The following is a 14,813-nucleotide window of genomic DNA, read 5'->3' as shown; positions in this document are numbered from 1 at the left end:
GCGGGCCGGGCGTTCATCCCTAGTTCTACCCGTATGCGGACGATGAACGCGGGACCGCGCGTGGAGACCGGGGTCCCGACGCCCGGGGGAACCGACCCCCGTCGCGGATGCGGCGGCTTCGACGGTTGGAAAACGGTGAGAATCCGAGCCCTTCCCTTCGCACCCCGCCTCGTGGCGCGCCTTCGGGTCAGGGGAACATTCACCGTGGTTTCGATCGTTCACCAGGGGAAAAGGGCCTCCCGTTCGGGTCGCGGTCGTGAGACCGGGTGAAGGGTGCGAGTCCTCTAGGATGTAGGCCCGAGGGCCCAGGGACCCCCGCCGCCCTTACGCGGCCACGGGACAGCGGTCAGCGGGCCTTGATCTGATCTCCACGCGCGTCGTGGAGCCAACCGCGATCTGCGAGGAGCGCATAGGAAGTGCCAGGGATACTCAGCAGGCTCCTGCGCGCGGGTGAGGGAAAGATCCTGCGCCGGCTCAACAAGCTGAAGAACGAGATCAACTCGATCGAGGACGAGTACGTCGACCTCACCGACGAGGAGCTCCGGGACCTCACCAAGGAGTACAAGGAACGCTACGAGGACGGCGACGCCCTCGACGACCTCCTCCCGGAGGCGTTCGCCACCGTCCGCGAGGCGGCCAAGCGCACCCTGGGACAGCGCCACTTCGACGTCCAGCTCATGGGCGGTGCCGCGCTCCACTTCGGCTACATCCCGGAGATGAAGACCGGTGAGGGCAAGACCCTGACCGGTACCCTCGCGATCTACCTCAACGCGCTCGCCGGCCAGGGCGTGCACGTCATCACCACCAACGACTACCTGGCCAGGCGCGACGCCCAGACCATGGGCCGCATCTACCAGTTCCTCGGTCTGGAAGTCGGGGTGATCAGCCCCAACATGACCCCGGCCGAGCGCCGCAAGGCCTACCAGGCCGACATCACCTACGGTACGAACAACGAGTTCGGCTTCGACTACCTGCGCGACAACATGGCGCTGTCCCTCAAGGACACCGTCCAGCGCGGTCACTTCTTCGCCCTCGTCGACGAGGTCGACTCCATCCTCATCGACGAGGCCCGTACCCCGCTCATCATCAGCGGCCCCTCCGAGCAGAACTCCCGTTGGTACGGCGAGTTCGCCAAGATCGCGCCCCGCCTCAAGCGGGACACGGACTACGAGGTCGACGAGAAGAAGCGCACGGTCGGCATCACCGAGGCCGGTGTGGCCAAGGTCGAGGACTGGCTGGGCATCGACAACCTCTACGAGGCCGTCAACACCCCGCTCATCAGCTTCCTCAACAACTCCCTCAAGGCCAAGGAGCTGTACCGCCGCGACAAGGAGTACATCGTCAAGGACGGTGAGGTCCTCATCGTCGACGAGTTCACCGGTCGCGTGCTGGCGGGCCGCCGTTACAACGAGGGCATGCACCAGGCCATCGAGGCCAAGGAGCGCGTCAAGATCAAGGACGAGAACCAGACGCTCGCCAAGATCACGCTCCAGAACTACTTCCGCCTCTACGACAAGCTCGCCGGTATGACCGGTACCGCCGAGACCGAGGCGGCGGAGTTCCACCAGACCTACGGCGTCGGCGTGGTGCCCATCCCCACCAACAAGCCGATGATCCGCGATGACGTCAAGGACCTCGTCTACAAGAACGAGGACGCCAAGTTCCAGGCGGTCGCCGAGGACATCGCCGAGCGACACGAGGCCGGTCAGCCGGTCCTGGTCGGTACCACCAGCGTCGAGAAGTCCGAGCTGCTGTCCCGGATGCTCAAGCGCGAGGGTGTTCCGCACGAGGTCCTCAACGCGAAGAACCACGCCCGTGAGGCGTCGATCATCGCCCGCGCCGGCAAGCTCGGCTCCGTCACCGTCGCCACCAACATGGCCGGTCGCGGTACCGACATCATGCTGGGCGGCAACCCCGACTTCCTCGCCGACGAGGAGCTCCAGGCGCGCGGCCTGAGCCCGCTGGAGACCCCCGAGGAGTACGAGGCGGCCTGGTCGGACGCGCTGGAGAAGGCCAAGGCCCAGTACGAGGAGGAGCACCAGAAGGTCGTCGAACTCGGCGGTCTGTACGTGCTCGGCACCGAGCGGCACGAGTCCCGGCGCATCGACAACCAGCTCCGCGGTCGTTCGGGCCGCCAGGGCGACCCGGGCATGTCCCGCTTCTACCTGTCCCTCCAGGACGACCTGCTGCGCCTGTTCAACAGCAGCCGTCTGGAGGTGTTCATGAACCAGCTGAACATCCCGGACGACCAGCCCATCGAATCCGGCATGGTCAGCAAGGCGATCGCCTCCGCCCAGGGTCAGGTCGAGACCCAGAACTTCGAGATCCGCAAGAACGTCCTCAAGTACGACGAGGTCCTCAACCGGCAGCGCAAGGTCATCTACGCCGAGCGACGCAAGGTCCTCGAAGGCCAGGACCTCCGCGACCAGGTGGTGGTCATGCTGGAGGAGGTGCTGCGCGGCTACGTCGCGGAGGAGACCTCCGCGGGCGACCCGACCGACTGGGACCTCGACAAGCTGTGGCGGGCCTTCAAGCAGGTCTACCCGATCGGCCTCACCGTCGACGAGTTCATCGAGGAGAACGGCGACCTGCACACCCTCACCGGTCAGCTCATCGCCGACCGCGTGGTGGAGGACGCCCACACCGCCTACGAGAACCGCGAGTCCGAGCTGGGCGAGGAGGCCATGCGCGAGGTCGAGCGCCGGGTCATCCTCCAGGTCATGGACCGCAAGTGGCGCGAGCACCTCTACGAGATGGACTACCTCCAGGAGGGCATCGGCCTGCGCGCGATGGCTCAGCGCAACCCGCTGATCGAGTTCCAGCGCGAGGGCTTCGACATGTTCCAGCAGATGCTGGAGGCCATCAAGGAGGAGTCGGTCGGCTACCTCTTCAACGTCGAGGTCCAGGTCCGCAAGAAGGAGGAGCCCAAGCTCACCCCGGCCGCCGCCGCCACGACGGCCGCCGCCGTGGGCGGGTCCTCCGGTGCGGCGACCGTGGCCACCGCCGTGGAGGAGGACGAGGAGGCCGCCGAGGCCGCGTCCCCGATGGAGGAGGCCGAGCCCGCCGAGGACGTGGTGGTCCCCGGTTTCGGCGAGGGCCAGCCGAGTCGCCTCCAGTACTCCGCGCCGAGCGAGGACGGTTCCGTCGAGCGGCACAGCGAGGTCAACGACGAGTACGCCGGTGCCTCCCGCAACGCTCCGTGCCCCTGCGGCTCGGGCAAGAAGTTCAAGAAGTGCCACGGTGACCCCGCCGTCCGGTGATCATCGTCGAACACGCGCGTGGGCGCGGTCCCCGATCCGGGGCCGCGCCCACGCGCGTGACCGGGGGAGCACCGGTGCCGTCCGGGCGTGAGTACTGGAGGTGACACCGGCCCCGGCCCTCGTGCACCGGTTTCCGTCGACTCGCGCCGACGCCCGGACGCGGTGATCGCCGTGGCCGCGCACCGATCCCCGCGGAGGGCCGTGCGGTCTCCACGGGCTCACGCGGATCCTCGGCCGAGGCCCGGAAGGGGCGCGGGCCCGGCCCCGGAAGCACCGGAACCGGACCCACGACGTGCAGGGCGGGGGAGGATCAGCCCCTGCCGTCCGGATCCTTCGGGGCGGGCGTCCCCGGTTCCGGTCCGCCGTCCGCCGCACCGGACACGGCGGACGGGACCGGATCCTCCTCGGGATCGTCCTCGCGACCCGGGGTGGGCAGGTTCAACCACTTGATGAGCAGGTAGAACACCGCGAAGTAGACGAAGAAGTAGACCACTCCGAGCAACAGGATCAACCCCAACCCCTGGGTGTTGTCCTTGCCCGCGTTGAGCAGCAGGTCGATGAGACCGGCCGAGAACCCGAAGCCCAACTGGGCGTCCAAGGCGTTGAGCACCGCCATCGATACGCCGGTCAGCACGATGTGCACCACGAACAGCAGCGGTGCCACGAAGATGAACGCGAACTCCACCGGCTCGGTGATACCGGTGACGAACGCGGTCAGGGCCGCCGGGATCATGATCGACCCGATCTGGGTCCGGCGGGCCTTCGGAGCGGCCGACCACATGGCCAACGCCGCCGCCGGCAGACCGAACATCAGCACGGGGAAGAACCCGGCCAGCATGCCGCCCGCGTCGGGATCACCGGCGAAGTAACGCGTGATCTCGCCGTGCGACACATTGCCCTCGGCGTCGGTGTAGGTGCCCGACACGAACCACACGAGCGAGTTCACCACGTGGTGCAGACCCAGCGGCAGCAACAGACGGTTGATCACCCCGTAGGCGCCGGCGCCCACCGCGCCCAACCCGACGATCCACTCGCCGAAGTCCTGGATCCAGGCGCCCACCACCGGCCACAACAGACCCAGAGCCACGCCGATGAACAGGCCGGCCACCGCCGTGACCATGGGCACGAACCGGCGTCCGCCGAAGAACCCCAGCCAGGTCGGCAGCTTGATCCGGTGGTAGCGCTGCCACAGCAGCGCCGCCACCAGGCCCATGATGATGCCGCCGAGCACGTCGGTCGGGTTCTTCACGGCGTGGTTGATGACCGGCATGACCTCGGCGACCACGTTCGGATCGGTGATCGCCTCCCGCGTCTCCAGGTCCACGGGGAGCGGATGGGTCACCAGACGTGATCCCAGGTCGCCGAAGGGGCCGTCGTAGGTCACCATCGTCCAGGTCGCCACCCTGTCGAAGACCAGGTAGCCCACCACGGCGGCCAGCGCGGTCGAGCCGTCGGCGCGTTTGGCGAAGCCCAGGGAGACGCCGATCGCGAACAGCAGGGGCAGCGCCTGGAAGATCGCGTCGCCCGCCATCCCCACGGCGCCGGCGACCGGGACCATCCATTCCATGCCCGGCCATCCCGCCACCCCGTCGGCGCCGAGCAGGTCGGGCTGGCCCAATCTCAACAGGATCGCGGCGGCCGGCAGGACCGCGATCGGCATCATCAGACTGCGACCGAGCCGTTGCAGCCAGGCCAGGCCGGAGGAGGAACGCTTGGGCTTCGCGGCCTCGGCGGTCGCGGCCGGTGTGTTGTCCGAACTCAAGGGGGGTCCTTCCCTCGGACGCGCGCCTCGTGGGCGCGGGGTGTGTCAGTCGCCGTGCCGTCGGGGGTCCAACCGGGAGTGCAGCTGGTAGCGGTCGGCACGGTAGGTGGACAGCGCCAGTTCCACGCACTGTCCCTTGGTGAAGCTGCGGCGCTGCATCACCAGCACCGGGCTTCCAGCGGGCAGGCCCAGGAGGCGGGAGTCGGCGGAGTCGCAGATGCCGGCCTCGATGGTCTGTTCCCCGGAATCCAACAGGATGTCGTACTCGTTTTCCAGCACCTCGTACAAGGAGCGTTCCGCGAGGTCGAAAGCCTCCAGGCCGGGGACCATGGCGGCGGGGATGTTGGAGCGCTCCACGGCCATGGGTTCGTCGTCGGCGGTGCGCATGCGCTCGATGTGGTGTACCAGGGTGCCCGGTTCGATGTCGAGCATGCGCGCGGTGTGTCCGCTCGCCGGGATGACCTGGCGGATGAGCTCGCGCGCCCCGGGCTCGTACCCGCGGGCGCGCATGTCCTCACTGAAGGACGCCAGCACCAGGGACATCTCGATCTTGGGGCGGGCGACGAAGGTCCCCTTGCCGGGGACCCGGTAGAGCCGTCCCTCCGACACCATCAGGTCGATGGTCTGGCGGACGGTCATGCGCGACAGACCGTAGGAGGCGCTCAGTTCCCGTTCCGAGGGGATCATGTCGTCCACCCCCAACCCGGCCTCGGTGATCCAGTCCAGGAGCAGGTCGCGGAGTTGGACGTACTTCGGCAGCGGGTTCGCGGGATCGATCGGCATCGTTGCGGGCGGCCTTCTCGGTCGGTGGGACGGGCGGTGGGTGGTCCGGTGCGCTCCCCGTTCGGGTTCGGTGGCGGACATGAGCGCGGGATACATGATCCTGTACCCCGCGTATCGGGACAATCCCGAAGTGACTGGTATAGTCCGGACTAGACCATAGCTCTGTCCGCGTGTCAATCCACCCAACGGCAGGCGGTTCTTACCACTTCACGGGAGTGCCGGGGGCCCGGCACGAGCAGGGAAGGCTCTCCATGACCACCACGACGAGCGTGATGCGCTCCGAGATCGCCGAGCAGCCCGAGGCGCTGCGCCGCACCTTCGCGGAACTCCTCCCGCTCCGACCGGAGATCGAGGCCCTGGGCCGCTCCACGAAGCACGTGCTCTTCATCGCCCGCGGTTCCTCCGACAACGCGGCCGTCTACGGGAGCTACCTCCTCCAGGCGCACGCCGGTCGACTGGCCACCCTCGGCTCCCCCTCCATCGCCACCTCCTACGGCGCGAAGATCGACCTGTCCGACGTCCTGGCCGTGGCCATCTCCCAGTCCGGCAAGACCGAGGAGATCGTCGAGACCATGCGCTGGGCCGCCGACTGCGGCGCCCGCACCGTCGGCGTCACCAACGGCGCGGACTCGCCGCTGGCCGCGGAGGCCGACGTCGCCCTGGTCACCCGGGCCGGCACCGAGGTCGCCGTCCCCGCCACCAAGACCTACAACACCCAGCTCGCCGCCCTGGCGGTGCTGGCCCTGGGCCTGGGCGCCGACCTGGACCCCGCGGACCTGGACCGGGTCCCCGATGCCATCGAGGAGACCCTCGCCGCGCCCACCGACTCCCTGGACGAGATCGTCGAACGCATGGTCGCCGTGCAGGGCGCGGTCATCTCCGGGCGCGGCATGGCCTTCTCCACCGCGCTGGAGGCCGCCCTCAAGCTGAAGGAGGCGTGCTACCTGCACGCCATGGGCCTGTCCTACGCCGACCTGCTGCACGGCCCCATCGCGGTCGTCGACCCGCGCACCCCGGCCCTGCTCGTGGCCGCCCCCGACGGCCCCACCCTCCAGGGCACGGTCGCCCTCGCCGAGCGCGCGCGTTCGGCCGGCGCCCCGGTGTTCGGCTTCGGCGGCGGTGCGGCCCTGGCCGCCGCCAGCGACCTGTCCGTCCCCGTCCCGGACGTGCCCGAGTGGGTCGCCCCGATGAACCTCATCGTCCCCGCCCAGCTCCTCACCGAGCGACTCGCCCGCCGACTGGGCTACGACCCCGACGTTCCCCGCGGTCTCAACAAGGTCACCCAGACCGGCTGAACCGGCCTCCGGGGCGGCGCGCGGAGGCGACGCCGCCCCGAGGTGTCTGGCGCGTCGGGGGTCGGAGCCCTAAGCTCCCAGCCACGGGGACGGTCGCGTTCCCCACGGCGGAGCACGGAGGACACATGGCGGACAAGGCAGCGGCGATCGTCGCGGGTCTGGGCGGTGCGGGCAACATCGAGGACATCGAGGCGTGCATCACCCGGTTGCGCACCGAGGTCGCCGACCCGGCACTGGTGGACGAGAAGGCGCTCAAGGCCACCGGAGCGCACGGCGTGCTGAGGTCCGGCAACGTCGTCCAGGTGGTCGTCGGCCCCGAGGCCGACACCCTCACCGACGACATCCGGGACATCATCGACCGGTGAGGGATGGAACGTGGAACCGTTCTCCGCCCGTCCGGATGAAGTCCCTTCTGAAGGGAAGACCTCCCCCATGCCAGACGTCAACGGATCCCTGAGCGTGTCGTCCCCCGTCCGCGGAACGGCCCTGTCCCTGGAGACGGTGCCCGACCCGGTCTTCTCTCAGGGAATGGTGGGGCCGGGTGTCGCCGTGCACCCCGAACCCGGCCAGGAGGGCGGGCAGGAGGGCACCCAGGACGCGGTCGCCCCCATCGACGGGACCCTCGCCAAACTGCATCCGCACGCCTTCGTGGTGATGGCGCACGATCGGCGTCGAGGGGTGCTCGTCCACCTGGGCATCGACACGGTCAAGCTCAAAGGCGAGGGTTTCCTCCTCCTGGCCGAGGAGGGGGCCGAGGTGAGCGCGGGCACCCCCATCGTCCGTTGGTCCCCGGGATCGGTGGCCGCGCGGGGGTTGCCCACCGTGGTCCCGGTCGTCGCCCTGGACGCCGCGCCCGGCGCCCTGCACTCCTTCGCCGACGGCCATGTGGCCTCGGGAGGGCCGCTCTTCACCTGGGAGTGAGCCCCGACGAGCGGGAGAGCACACCCGCGCACCGGCGGTGACGTGCCGTCATGCCCCGCGGAAGGCGGTAGTCTCCGGCGAACCAGCGATCCGCCGGAGATGAAGCCCACCATGAGAACGTCCCTTGCCCGCGCCCTGGCCTGCGCGGGACTCGCCATGATCGTCACCGCCTGCACCACGGCACCCCCGGAGGTGGACACCTCGCCGCGCGAAGAACCGTCACCGTCGCCCACGACCCCTCCCTTCGAGCCGGTCCTGGCCCCGCGACTGCTCTCCGAGATGGACCTGGACGACAAGATCGGCCAACTCCTGGTCCTGACCGCCCAGGGGACCACCGCCGCCGAGAACGCCGCACTGATCGAGACCCACCGGCCCGGTGGCCTCATCTACTTCGACGCCAACCTCACCGACGCCGCCCAGATCGCCGAGCTCTCCAACGGGGTCCAGGAACTCTCCCCGGTCCCGCTGTTCCTCGGCATCGACCAGGAGCAGGGACTCGTCGTGCGGCTGCCCGTGGGCACCCGCTTCCCCGACGCCATGGCGGTCGGCGCCACCCGTGACACCGACCTGGCCGCGCTGCGCGCCACCACCACCGCGATCGAACTGGCGGCCCTGGGGATCAACCTCAACTACGCGCCCGACGCCGACGTCAACACCGACCCGAACAACCCCGTGATCGGCATCCGCTCGTTCGGCTCCGAACCCGACCTGGTCGCCGAGATGGCGGTCGCCGAGTCCGAGGCCTACGCCGAACAGGGCATCGTCCCGGTCGTCAAGCACTTCCCGGGCCACGGCGACACCGACGTGGACAGCCACACCGGGCTGCCCGTCATCGACCTGCCGCGCGACACGTGGGAGGCCGAGCACCTGCCGCCGTTCCGCGCCGCCGTCGACGCCGGGGTGGACGCCGTCATGACCGCCCATGTGCTCATGCCGCAACTGGACCCCGACGAACCGGCCACCCTGTCGTCGACGATCATCGGCGGCATCCTGCGCGACGAACTCGGCTACGAGGGCGTGATCACCACCGACGCCCTCAACATGGAGGGGGTGCGTCAGCGGCACTCCGACGGCGAGAACGCGGTCCTGGCCCTCGAAGCCGGGGTCGACCAGCTCCTCATGCCCCCGGACCCGACCGCGGCGGTCGCCGCCGTCAAGGAGGCCGTGGAGACCGGCCGCCTCACCGAGGAGCGCATCGACGAGTCGGCGCTGCGCGTCCTCGCCCTCAAGGAGAAGCGCGGCGTCCTCGAAGCCGACCCCGTCGACTCGGCCGCCGCCGAGGAGATCCTGACCGACCCGGCGCACGCCGACGCCGCGCGGCGCGTGGCGGACGCCTCCGTCACCCTCCTGCGCAACACCGACGACCTCCTGCCGCTGCCTCCGGGGACCCGGGTGCGGGTCGAGGGGACCAACGCCGACCGGCTCGGCCCGGCCCTCACCGACGCGGGGCTCGACGTGGTCACCGGCGACGCCGACGCGGTCATCGTGGGCACCGACACCGCCCCGGTGCACCGGTCCTCGGCGCCGACCATCGCGGTCTCCCAGGGCGGACCCTACGTACTGGGCTCCTCCGACACCGACGCGTTCGTCGCCGTGTACTCCTCGGTCGACGTGTCCCTGGCGGCGGCCGCCCGGGTCATCGCCGGCCGGATCGAACCCACCGGGACGCTCCCCGTGGGGATCCCGGAGACGGATGCGACCTTCGGAACGGGGCTGACCTTCGAGAAGGATTGAAACGGGCGGGGAACGGGAACAATCGTTGCCCGCCCGATCCCCGGGCATTCCGAGGTCGGGTGATACGACGACACGGATGGAGGGGATCGGATGGACCGCACCCGCCGAGGGGTCATCTCCGACTGGGGAGGTGTGCTCACACCCCCGCTCCCGGAAGGGATCCGGGCCTGGCTGTCCGCCGACCGGATCGACATCGACCACTACTACGAGGTCATGACGCCGTACTTCGACGGCAGCATGACCGCCGACAACCCCGTGCACGCGCTGGAGCGCGGGGAGATCGACACCGCGCGCTTCGAACGCGACCTGGCGGCGCTGCTGCGCTCCACCCACGGTGGACCGGTGCTCGCCGAAGGGCTCATCCAGCGCATGTTCGCCTCGTTCGATCCCGTGCACGACATGTACGAGGCACTCCGCGACGCCCGTCGGGCGGGGGCGAGCACCGCCCTCCTCTCCAACTCATGGGGCAACGGGTATCCGCACGATCACTTCGAGACGACCTTCGACCAGGTGGTCATCTCGGGCGAGGTGGGGATGCGCAAACCGGAACCGCGCATCTACCTGCACACCTGCCAACGGATCGGGTTGCGGCCCGAGCAGTGCGTGTTCATCGACGACCTGGAGCACAACGTCCGCACGGCCGAGGAACTGGGGATGACCGGGATCCTGCACGTCGACGTGGCGACCACCACCCGGGAACTGCGCGGATTCCTCATGGCGGACAGCGAGGCGGCCTGACGGGTGCGGCACACTTCAAGGTGACCGTCCCACCTTCCGGAGAGCCGCGATGTACGTCTTCCTGCCCAGCACCCTTCCCTCCCTCGCGACCGTCCTCGACGAGGGGAGGGTGCCGGTGCCGGTCGCGTTCGCGGCGGGCACCGACGACGAGGAGGCGGAGTACGAGGCGATGTACACGGCAGCCGAGGAGTCCCTCCGCCTGCTCGCCGCCGATCCGGACGCGCCCAGACGCCGTGTCGTGCTGGCGGCGAACGTCGCCGACCACCTCGTCGAGGAAGAGGGGCGCGAGGGGCCGGACGTGATCCGCGTCCGCGTCACGGGGGAGTCGATCCCGTACAAGCGACTGGCCTCCGCCCACATCGACGACGAGGCGGTGGAGGCGGACATCGCCGAGGCGGTGAACGACCCCGACTCCGACGCCGCCGACGACCACGAGCTGATGTGGTACGCCCTCCAGGAACTGCGCCACCTCCTCGACTGAAGGCGTCGGGACCGTGGCCGTGCGATCGGGCGGCGCCACCGGGTGGGGTGGCGTCGCCCGACGACAGGGACATGGATCATGCGACCTCGTAGCTCACCCGCCTGGTGGCCAGGAGGGTCGCGCCCGGAGGCAGGGCCGTGTTCACGCGGTCCGCGGGCAGGATGCGCAGCCAGATGCCGTTCTTCTCCTCGTAGGGGTTCCAGCGGTCGAGGAAGTCCCAGAGGGAGTGGAGGAACGGCGCGAAGGTGCAGGCACAGCGGCCCGGGTCGAGGTTGGAGGAGACCGGAGAGCGCAGGCCGACCAGGGAGACGCCGTCCTCGTCGGGCTCACCTCCCCGGAGCACCTGGACGATTTCGGTGTAGAGCCCTTGGTCGGGCAGCGTTGATGACGCCATGGAGTCAACTCCTTGCGAAGAGGAGGCGGAGCCGGGTATGGGTCCGCGACTGACTCCAGTGTGATTGTGTCTGAACACAAAATCAAGCAATTCTCGTGTTCAAGCTAAAAAATTGACTGGCGGTGCCGCCCACTACGATTCGGAGCCAAGACTTCGGCTCGGAAGGGGTTCCCATGGTTGGTGGCCACTCGCCCGGTGTGCGCCGTCGACGTTTGTCGGCCGCGCTCAGACGGCTGCGTGTCGGAAGCGGCATGACCGCTGCCCAGGTGGCGGAGCGGTTGGGGTGGTCTTCTGCGACCAAGGTGACCCGGGCCGAGCGCAATGAGTGGAAGTACCCCAAGCGCGATGACGTCGAGGTCCTGCTGGACCTCTACCAGGTAGAGGGGGAGGAGCGCGCGCACCTTCTCAGTCTGACCGAGGAGGCACGGGGGCGCAGCGATTGGCACGAATACGCCGACCTTTTCACGGGTCCGCTACCCGAGTTGGAGGCCGAGGCCGTCCGGATCAGGACGTATGAGTCCGTGCTTGTCCCCGGATTGTTGCAGACGCCGGATTATGCGGCTGCGGTGTCACGCGCGAGCCAGGTCGTTCCTCCGGAACAGATCGAGCGCAAGGTGGAGTCGAGGATGGCTCGCCGCGCGGTCCTGGATTTGCCCAACGGTCCGCAACTGACCGCCGTTATCGACGAGCCGGCTCTACGCAAAGCTGTCGGCTCGCACGCGATCATGGCCGAGCAGTTGCGCTTCCTCATCGGTATGGCGGCTCACTACAAGGTGACGATCCTGGCGCTGCCTGATGAGGCCGGCGCTCATCCCGCTGTGGACGGGGCGTTCACGCTGTTTGATTTTCCCAGGCCAGAGCCGGGCATAGTGTCGATTCCGACTGTGGTCGAGGCGCTGTACGTTGAGGACGAAGCCTACTTTGATCAGCATGCGCTGATCTTCGACTCCGTCCAAAACCTGGCGTTGGACCCACAGGCATCCCTTGACCTGATAGGGTCCATCGCCGCCGAGCACGACAAGCGAGCCTGATCATGTTGCTGGAGTTCCGTAAGTCCTCCTACTCGTCGGGTGGGGACAACTGTGTGGAGGTCGCCGACCTCCCCACCGGTGCCGCCATCCGCGACTCCAAGCACCCCGAGTCGGGTTTCCTCCCGCTCGGAGCCGCCGAGTGGACCGCCTTCGCCCGCCTTGTCGCCACCGAGGCCCCCTGAACGTCGGTCTCGGGAAGACGACATCCCGGGTTTCCCCAGGCCGTTGACCGTGATCCCCGCGCACGCGGGGCCGGCCCCCGCTCACCTCACGGTGGGCGGGGGCGCGTGATCCCCGCGCAGGCGGGGCGGGTCACGGGGCGGTGGGGAGTTCCGCGAGGCGTTTGTGCAGGAGGGCGCGATCGTCGTCGGACAGGCGCACACCCACACGTTCCAGCCAGGGGTCCAGGTCGACCGGGGTCAGCGCCTCGTGCCGGGTGGGGGAGTCCGGGGCGCGGAGGGTCACCGACGCGTGGGTGAGGCTCGCGTGGCTCCCGTCCGGCAGGAAGCCCGTCACCACCAGCATCCTCTGGAACACCGAGTCCGGGTGCGTCGCCACGAAGTGGTTTCCCGCGACCAGGTCCACCGGGTACACCTCGGACTCGTGGGTCACGTGCAGCGGGTCCCAGGACCCGCCGCGCAGCTTGCGCAGCTCCCACCCCCGTGACCTCCCCCGGGGCACCCGGGCGATCCCGAAGGTCATCCCGCCCCCGGTGCTCCGAGCCCCGTCCCTCAGCTCGATCGGCCGTCGCATGCCCGAACCGAACCCCGGGTCGGCCAGCAGCCGCCGGCCGTCGAGCACCACCTCGACCAGCAGGTGCGTCCGGGCGTTCTCCCCCGCCGGGCCGACCGTGCCCAGGCGCCGGTGCGCCTCGTAGCCCAGCCGCTCCAGCGCCGCGGCGAACAGCACCCCGTGTTCGAAGCAGTAGCCGCCACGGCCCCCGCCCAGGAACTTCTCCTGCACTCCCGGCAGGTCGACCGCCGGGGGTCTGCCCAGGAGCGCGTCGACGGTCTCGAAGGGGAACGCCCTGATGTGCGCCTCGTACAGTCGTTCCAGGTAGCCCTCGTCCGGCCGCTGCTCCGGTACCCCCACCCGGTCCAGGTAGGCCGCCAGGTCCAGGGCGTCGACGCCCCAGGGTTCGTGCGCGATGCTCACGATGGATCTCCTCTCGTCCACAGTTGCAGCGCGGCTCCGCCGTCGCGCGTTCCCGAAAGACCATCAAAGGTTCCATGACGGAATATTTCAGACAGTCCCGATCCCGACCGGGTCCCGGGACCGCTCGTGCTCCCCACCGGCCCCCGTTCCGGGCCGTGCCGCGCGCACGGACCCCGTGGCCGGTCCCGGACGGGGGTTTTCCACCGGAAACGCCCGTGCGGCACAATGGTGGGGTCCGACCGCCGGCATCACCCGAGGAGTTCGCCATCAGCCGCCTGGTGCTATGGAACGTCGACCTCACGCTCCTCGACGTCGGCCGGGTCATGCGGGCCGCCTACGCCGAGGCCTTCGAGAAGGTCACCGGTGAGCCGCTGGTCTACCTGACCTCGACCGCCGGTCGTACCGACTCCGAGATGTTCTTCGAGTTCTGCGCCCGCAACTACGTCGACATCGAGCCCGACGTCGACACCCTCTCCCAGTTCCTCTCCGGTCTGGAGACCGCCTTCGGGGCCCGCGTCGGGGAACTGGCCGCCAAGGGCAGGGTGATGCCCGGGGCCGCCGCCTCGCTGGCGGCCGTGGCCGCCATGCCCGACACCCTCCAGACCGTGGTCAGCGGCAGCCCTCGCGAGGTGGCCACCGCCAAACTGGCGGCGTTCGGTCTGGACACCTATGTGAACCTCGCGGTCGGCGGGTACGGTTCGGTCAACTACCCGAAGTCCACCCTCATCCAGTCCATCCGCCTCCACGCGGCGGAGCGGATGTTCGCCGATTCCGAGACGGTGCTGTTCACCGACAACGTTCCGGACGTGCGGGCCGCCCTCATCGGCGGGGCCGTGCCCGTCGGGGTCCTCAACGGCCCCACGACGGAGGGACAGCTGCGCGAGGCGGGCGCGCGGCTCATCCTGCCCGACCTCACGGACCCCCGCGCGGTGATGTCCGCCGTCCACCAGGCCACGACCGATTCGACAACGGCTCGATAACGACGCTCACGCTCCCGACCGGGTCGAGGTGATCCCTCGTGTACATCGCCACCGACTGTCGCAATCCGTTTCCAACAGTCCGTAACCATCGGTTAACGGTGTTGCTCCTGTCCTCTCACAGGAAAACCAGTAGCCTGTGTTCTTGGGCGAGGCAGTGACAATGGGGTCTGAAGCCTCCTTCTTCCAACCTGTGCGCGCAGGTCACACCACCACAACACGGACTCCCGGGCCTCTCGCGGCCCGGAGGTCTCACGAAAAATCACACATCAGCTCAGGGAT

14 protein-coding genes are annotated in these 14,813 nt (G+C 69.1%); 10 read left to right on the top strand and 4 right to left on the bottom strand.

The window, feature by feature from the left end:
• Positions 1 to 416 precede the first annotated feature (416 nt).
• The gene (gene secA / locus PWG71_RS06380) at positions 417 to 3,260 is read left to right on the top strand and encodes a preprotein translocase subunit SecA (protein WP_274808596.1); all 2,844 of its coding nucleotides are present in this window, start codon (positions 417 to 419) and stop codon (positions 3,258 to 3,260) included.
• 310 nt (positions 3,261 to 3,570) lie between these two features.
• On the opposite strand, the gene PWG71_RS06375 is transcribed toward secA, so the two are convergent.
• Both PWG71_RS06375 and PWG71_RS06370 read right to left on the bottom strand, forming a co-directional pair.
• Positions 3,571 to 5,022: a PTS transporter subunit EIIC gene (locus PWG71_RS06375; protein ID WP_274808595.1), complete on the bottom strand. Its 1,452-nt coding sequence runs from the start codon at positions 5,020 to 5,022 to the stop codon at positions 3,571 to 3,573.
• A gap of 45 nt (positions 5,023 to 5,067) precedes the next feature.
• The gene (locus PWG71_RS06370; protein WP_274808594.1) at positions 5,068 to 5,805 is read right to left on the bottom strand and encodes a GntR family transcriptional regulator; all 738 of its coding nucleotides are present in this window, start codon (positions 5,803 to 5,805) and stop codon (positions 5,068 to 5,070) included.
• A 251-nt stretch (positions 5,806 to 6,056) separates the two neighbouring features.
• On the opposite strand from PWG71_RS06370, the gene PWG71_RS06365 reads away from it, so the two are divergent.
• The 6 genes from PWG71_RS06365 to PWG71_RS06340 all read left to right on the top strand — a co-directional run bounded on the left by PWG71_RS06365 (position 6,057) and on the right by PWG71_RS06340 (position 10,974).
• The gene (locus tag PWG71_RS06365) at positions 6,057 to 7,100 is read left to right on the top strand and encodes an SIS domain-containing protein (protein ID WP_274808593.1); all 1,044 of its coding nucleotides are present in this window, start codon (positions 6,057 to 6,059) and stop codon (positions 7,098 to 7,100) included.
• Positions 7,101 to 7,225: 125 nt separating this feature from the next.
• Positions 7,226 to 7,465 carry a PTS glucose/sucrose transporter subunit IIB gene (locus tag PWG71_RS06360; protein WP_274808592.1) on the top strand — a complete coding sequence of 80 codons (240 nt, stop codon included), beginning with the start codon at positions 7,226 to 7,228 and terminating at the stop codon, positions 7,463 to 7,465.
• Between the two features lie 67 nt (positions 7,466 to 7,532).
• On the top strand, positions 7,533 to 8,021 hold the full coding sequence (locus PWG71_RS06355) for a PTS sugar transporter subunit IIA (protein ID WP_274808591.1): 489 nt from the start codon (positions 7,533 to 7,535) through the stop codon (positions 8,019 to 8,021).
• Positions 8,022 to 8,132: 111 nt separating this feature from the next.
• Positions 8,133 to 9,755: a glycoside hydrolase family 3 protein gene (locus tag PWG71_RS06350; RefSeq protein ID WP_274808590.1), complete on the top strand. Its 1,623-nt coding sequence runs from the start codon at positions 8,133 to 8,135 to the stop codon at positions 9,753 to 9,755.
• A 90-nt stretch (positions 9,756 to 9,845) separates the two neighbouring features.
• Entirely contained in the window at positions 9,846 to 10,493 is a 648-nt protein-coding gene (locus PWG71_RS06345; protein ID WP_274808589.1) for an HAD family hydrolase, read from the top strand.
• Positions 10,494 to 10,542: 49 nt separating this feature from the next.
• Entirely contained in the window at positions 10,543 to 10,974 is a 432-nt protein-coding gene (locus PWG71_RS06340; protein ID WP_274808588.1) for a DUF6912 family protein, read from the top strand.
• Positions 10,975 to 11,050: 76 nt separating this feature from the next.
• Here the strand turns inward: PWG71_RS06340 and PWG71_RS06335 are convergent, their stop codons facing one another.
• Positions 11,051 to 11,368 (bottom strand): hypothetical protein, encoded by a 318-nt coding sequence (locus PWG71_RS06335; protein WP_274808587.1) that lies wholly within the window; start codon positions 11,366 to 11,368, stop codon positions 11,051 to 11,053.
• Between the two features lie 173 nt (positions 11,369 to 11,541).
• Between PWG71_RS06335 and PWG71_RS06330 the strand changes: the two genes are divergently transcribed.
• A complete protein-coding gene (locus tag PWG71_RS06330) occupies positions 11,542 to 12,399 on the top strand; it encodes a helix-turn-helix domain-containing protein (RefSeq protein WP_274808586.1) in 858 nt (285 codons plus the stop codon).
• Positions 12,400 to 12,401: 2 nt separating this feature from the next.
• Entirely contained in the window at positions 12,402 to 12,581 is a 180-nt protein-coding gene (locus PWG71_RS06325) for a DUF397 domain-containing protein (RefSeq protein WP_274808585.1), read from the top strand.
• A gap of 130 nt (positions 12,582 to 12,711) precedes the next feature.
• Here the strand turns inward: PWG71_RS06325 and PWG71_RS06320 are convergent, their stop codons facing one another.
• Positions 12,712 to 13,554, bottom strand: coding sequence for an arylamine N-acetyltransferase family protein (locus tag PWG71_RS06320; protein ID WP_274808584.1), 843 nt, complete (start codon positions 13,552 to 13,554; stop codon positions 12,712 to 12,714).
• A gap of 278 nt (positions 13,555 to 13,832) precedes the next feature.
• On the opposite strand from PWG71_RS06320, the gene PWG71_RS06315 reads away from it, so the two are divergent.
• The gene (locus PWG71_RS06315; RefSeq protein ID WP_274808789.1) at positions 13,833 to 14,534 is read left to right on the top strand and encodes an HAD family hydrolase; all 702 of its coding nucleotides are present in this window, start codon (positions 13,833 to 13,835) and stop codon (positions 14,532 to 14,534) included.
• Positions 14,535 to 14,813: the final 279 nt, after the last annotated feature.

Origin of the sequence: Nocardiopsis sp. N85, from assembly GCF_028882275.1 — a bacterium.
GTDB lineage: Bacteria > Actinomycetota > Actinomycetes > Streptosporangiales > Streptosporangiaceae > Nocardiopsis > Nocardiopsis lambiniae.
The sequence above is the reverse complement of the archived record's forward strand: the minus strand, read 5'-3'. Positions and strand labels throughout refer to the sequence as shown.

Excerpts from the sequence above, each read along its gene's own strand:
- PWG71_RS06370 (WP_274808594.1), bottom strand. The coding sequence starts at position 5,805 with ATGCCGATCGATCCCGCGAACCCGCTGCCGAAGTACGTCCAACTCCGC.
- PWG71_RS06365 (WP_274808593.1), top strand. The coding sequence starts at position 6,057 with ATGACCACCACGACGAGCGTGATGCGCTCCGAGATCGCCGAGCAGCCC.
- PWG71_RS06360 (WP_274808592.1), top strand. The coding sequence starts at position 7,226 with ATGGCGGACAAGGCAGCGGCGATCGTCGCGGGTCTGGGCGGTGCGGGC.
- PWG71_RS06355 (WP_274808591.1), top strand. The coding sequence starts at position 7,533 with ATGCCAGACGTCAACGGATCCCTGAGCGTGTCGTCCCCCGTCCGCGGA.
- PWG71_RS06350 (WP_274808590.1), top strand. The coding sequence starts at position 8,133 with ATGAGAACGTCCCTTGCCCGCGCCCTGGCCTGCGCGGGACTCGCCATG.
- PWG71_RS06345 (WP_274808589.1), top strand. The coding sequence starts at position 9,846 with ATGGACCGCACCCGCCGAGGGGTCATCTCCGACTGGGGAGGTGTGCTC.
- PWG71_RS06340 (WP_274808588.1), top strand. The coding sequence starts at position 10,543 with ATGTACGTCTTCCTGCCCAGCACCCTTCCCTCCCTCGCGACCGTCCTC.
- PWG71_RS06335 (WP_274808587.1), bottom strand. The coding sequence starts at position 11,368 with ATGGCGTCATCAACGCTGCCCGACCAAGGGCTCTACACCGAAATCGTC.
- PWG71_RS06330 (WP_274808586.1), top strand. The coding sequence starts at position 11,542 with ATGGTTGGTGGCCACTCGCCCGGTGTGCGCCGTCGACGTTTGTCGGCC.
- PWG71_RS06325 (WP_274808585.1), top strand. The coding sequence starts at position 12,402 with ATGTTGCTGGAGTTCCGTAAGTCCTCCTACTCGTCGGGTGGGGACAAC.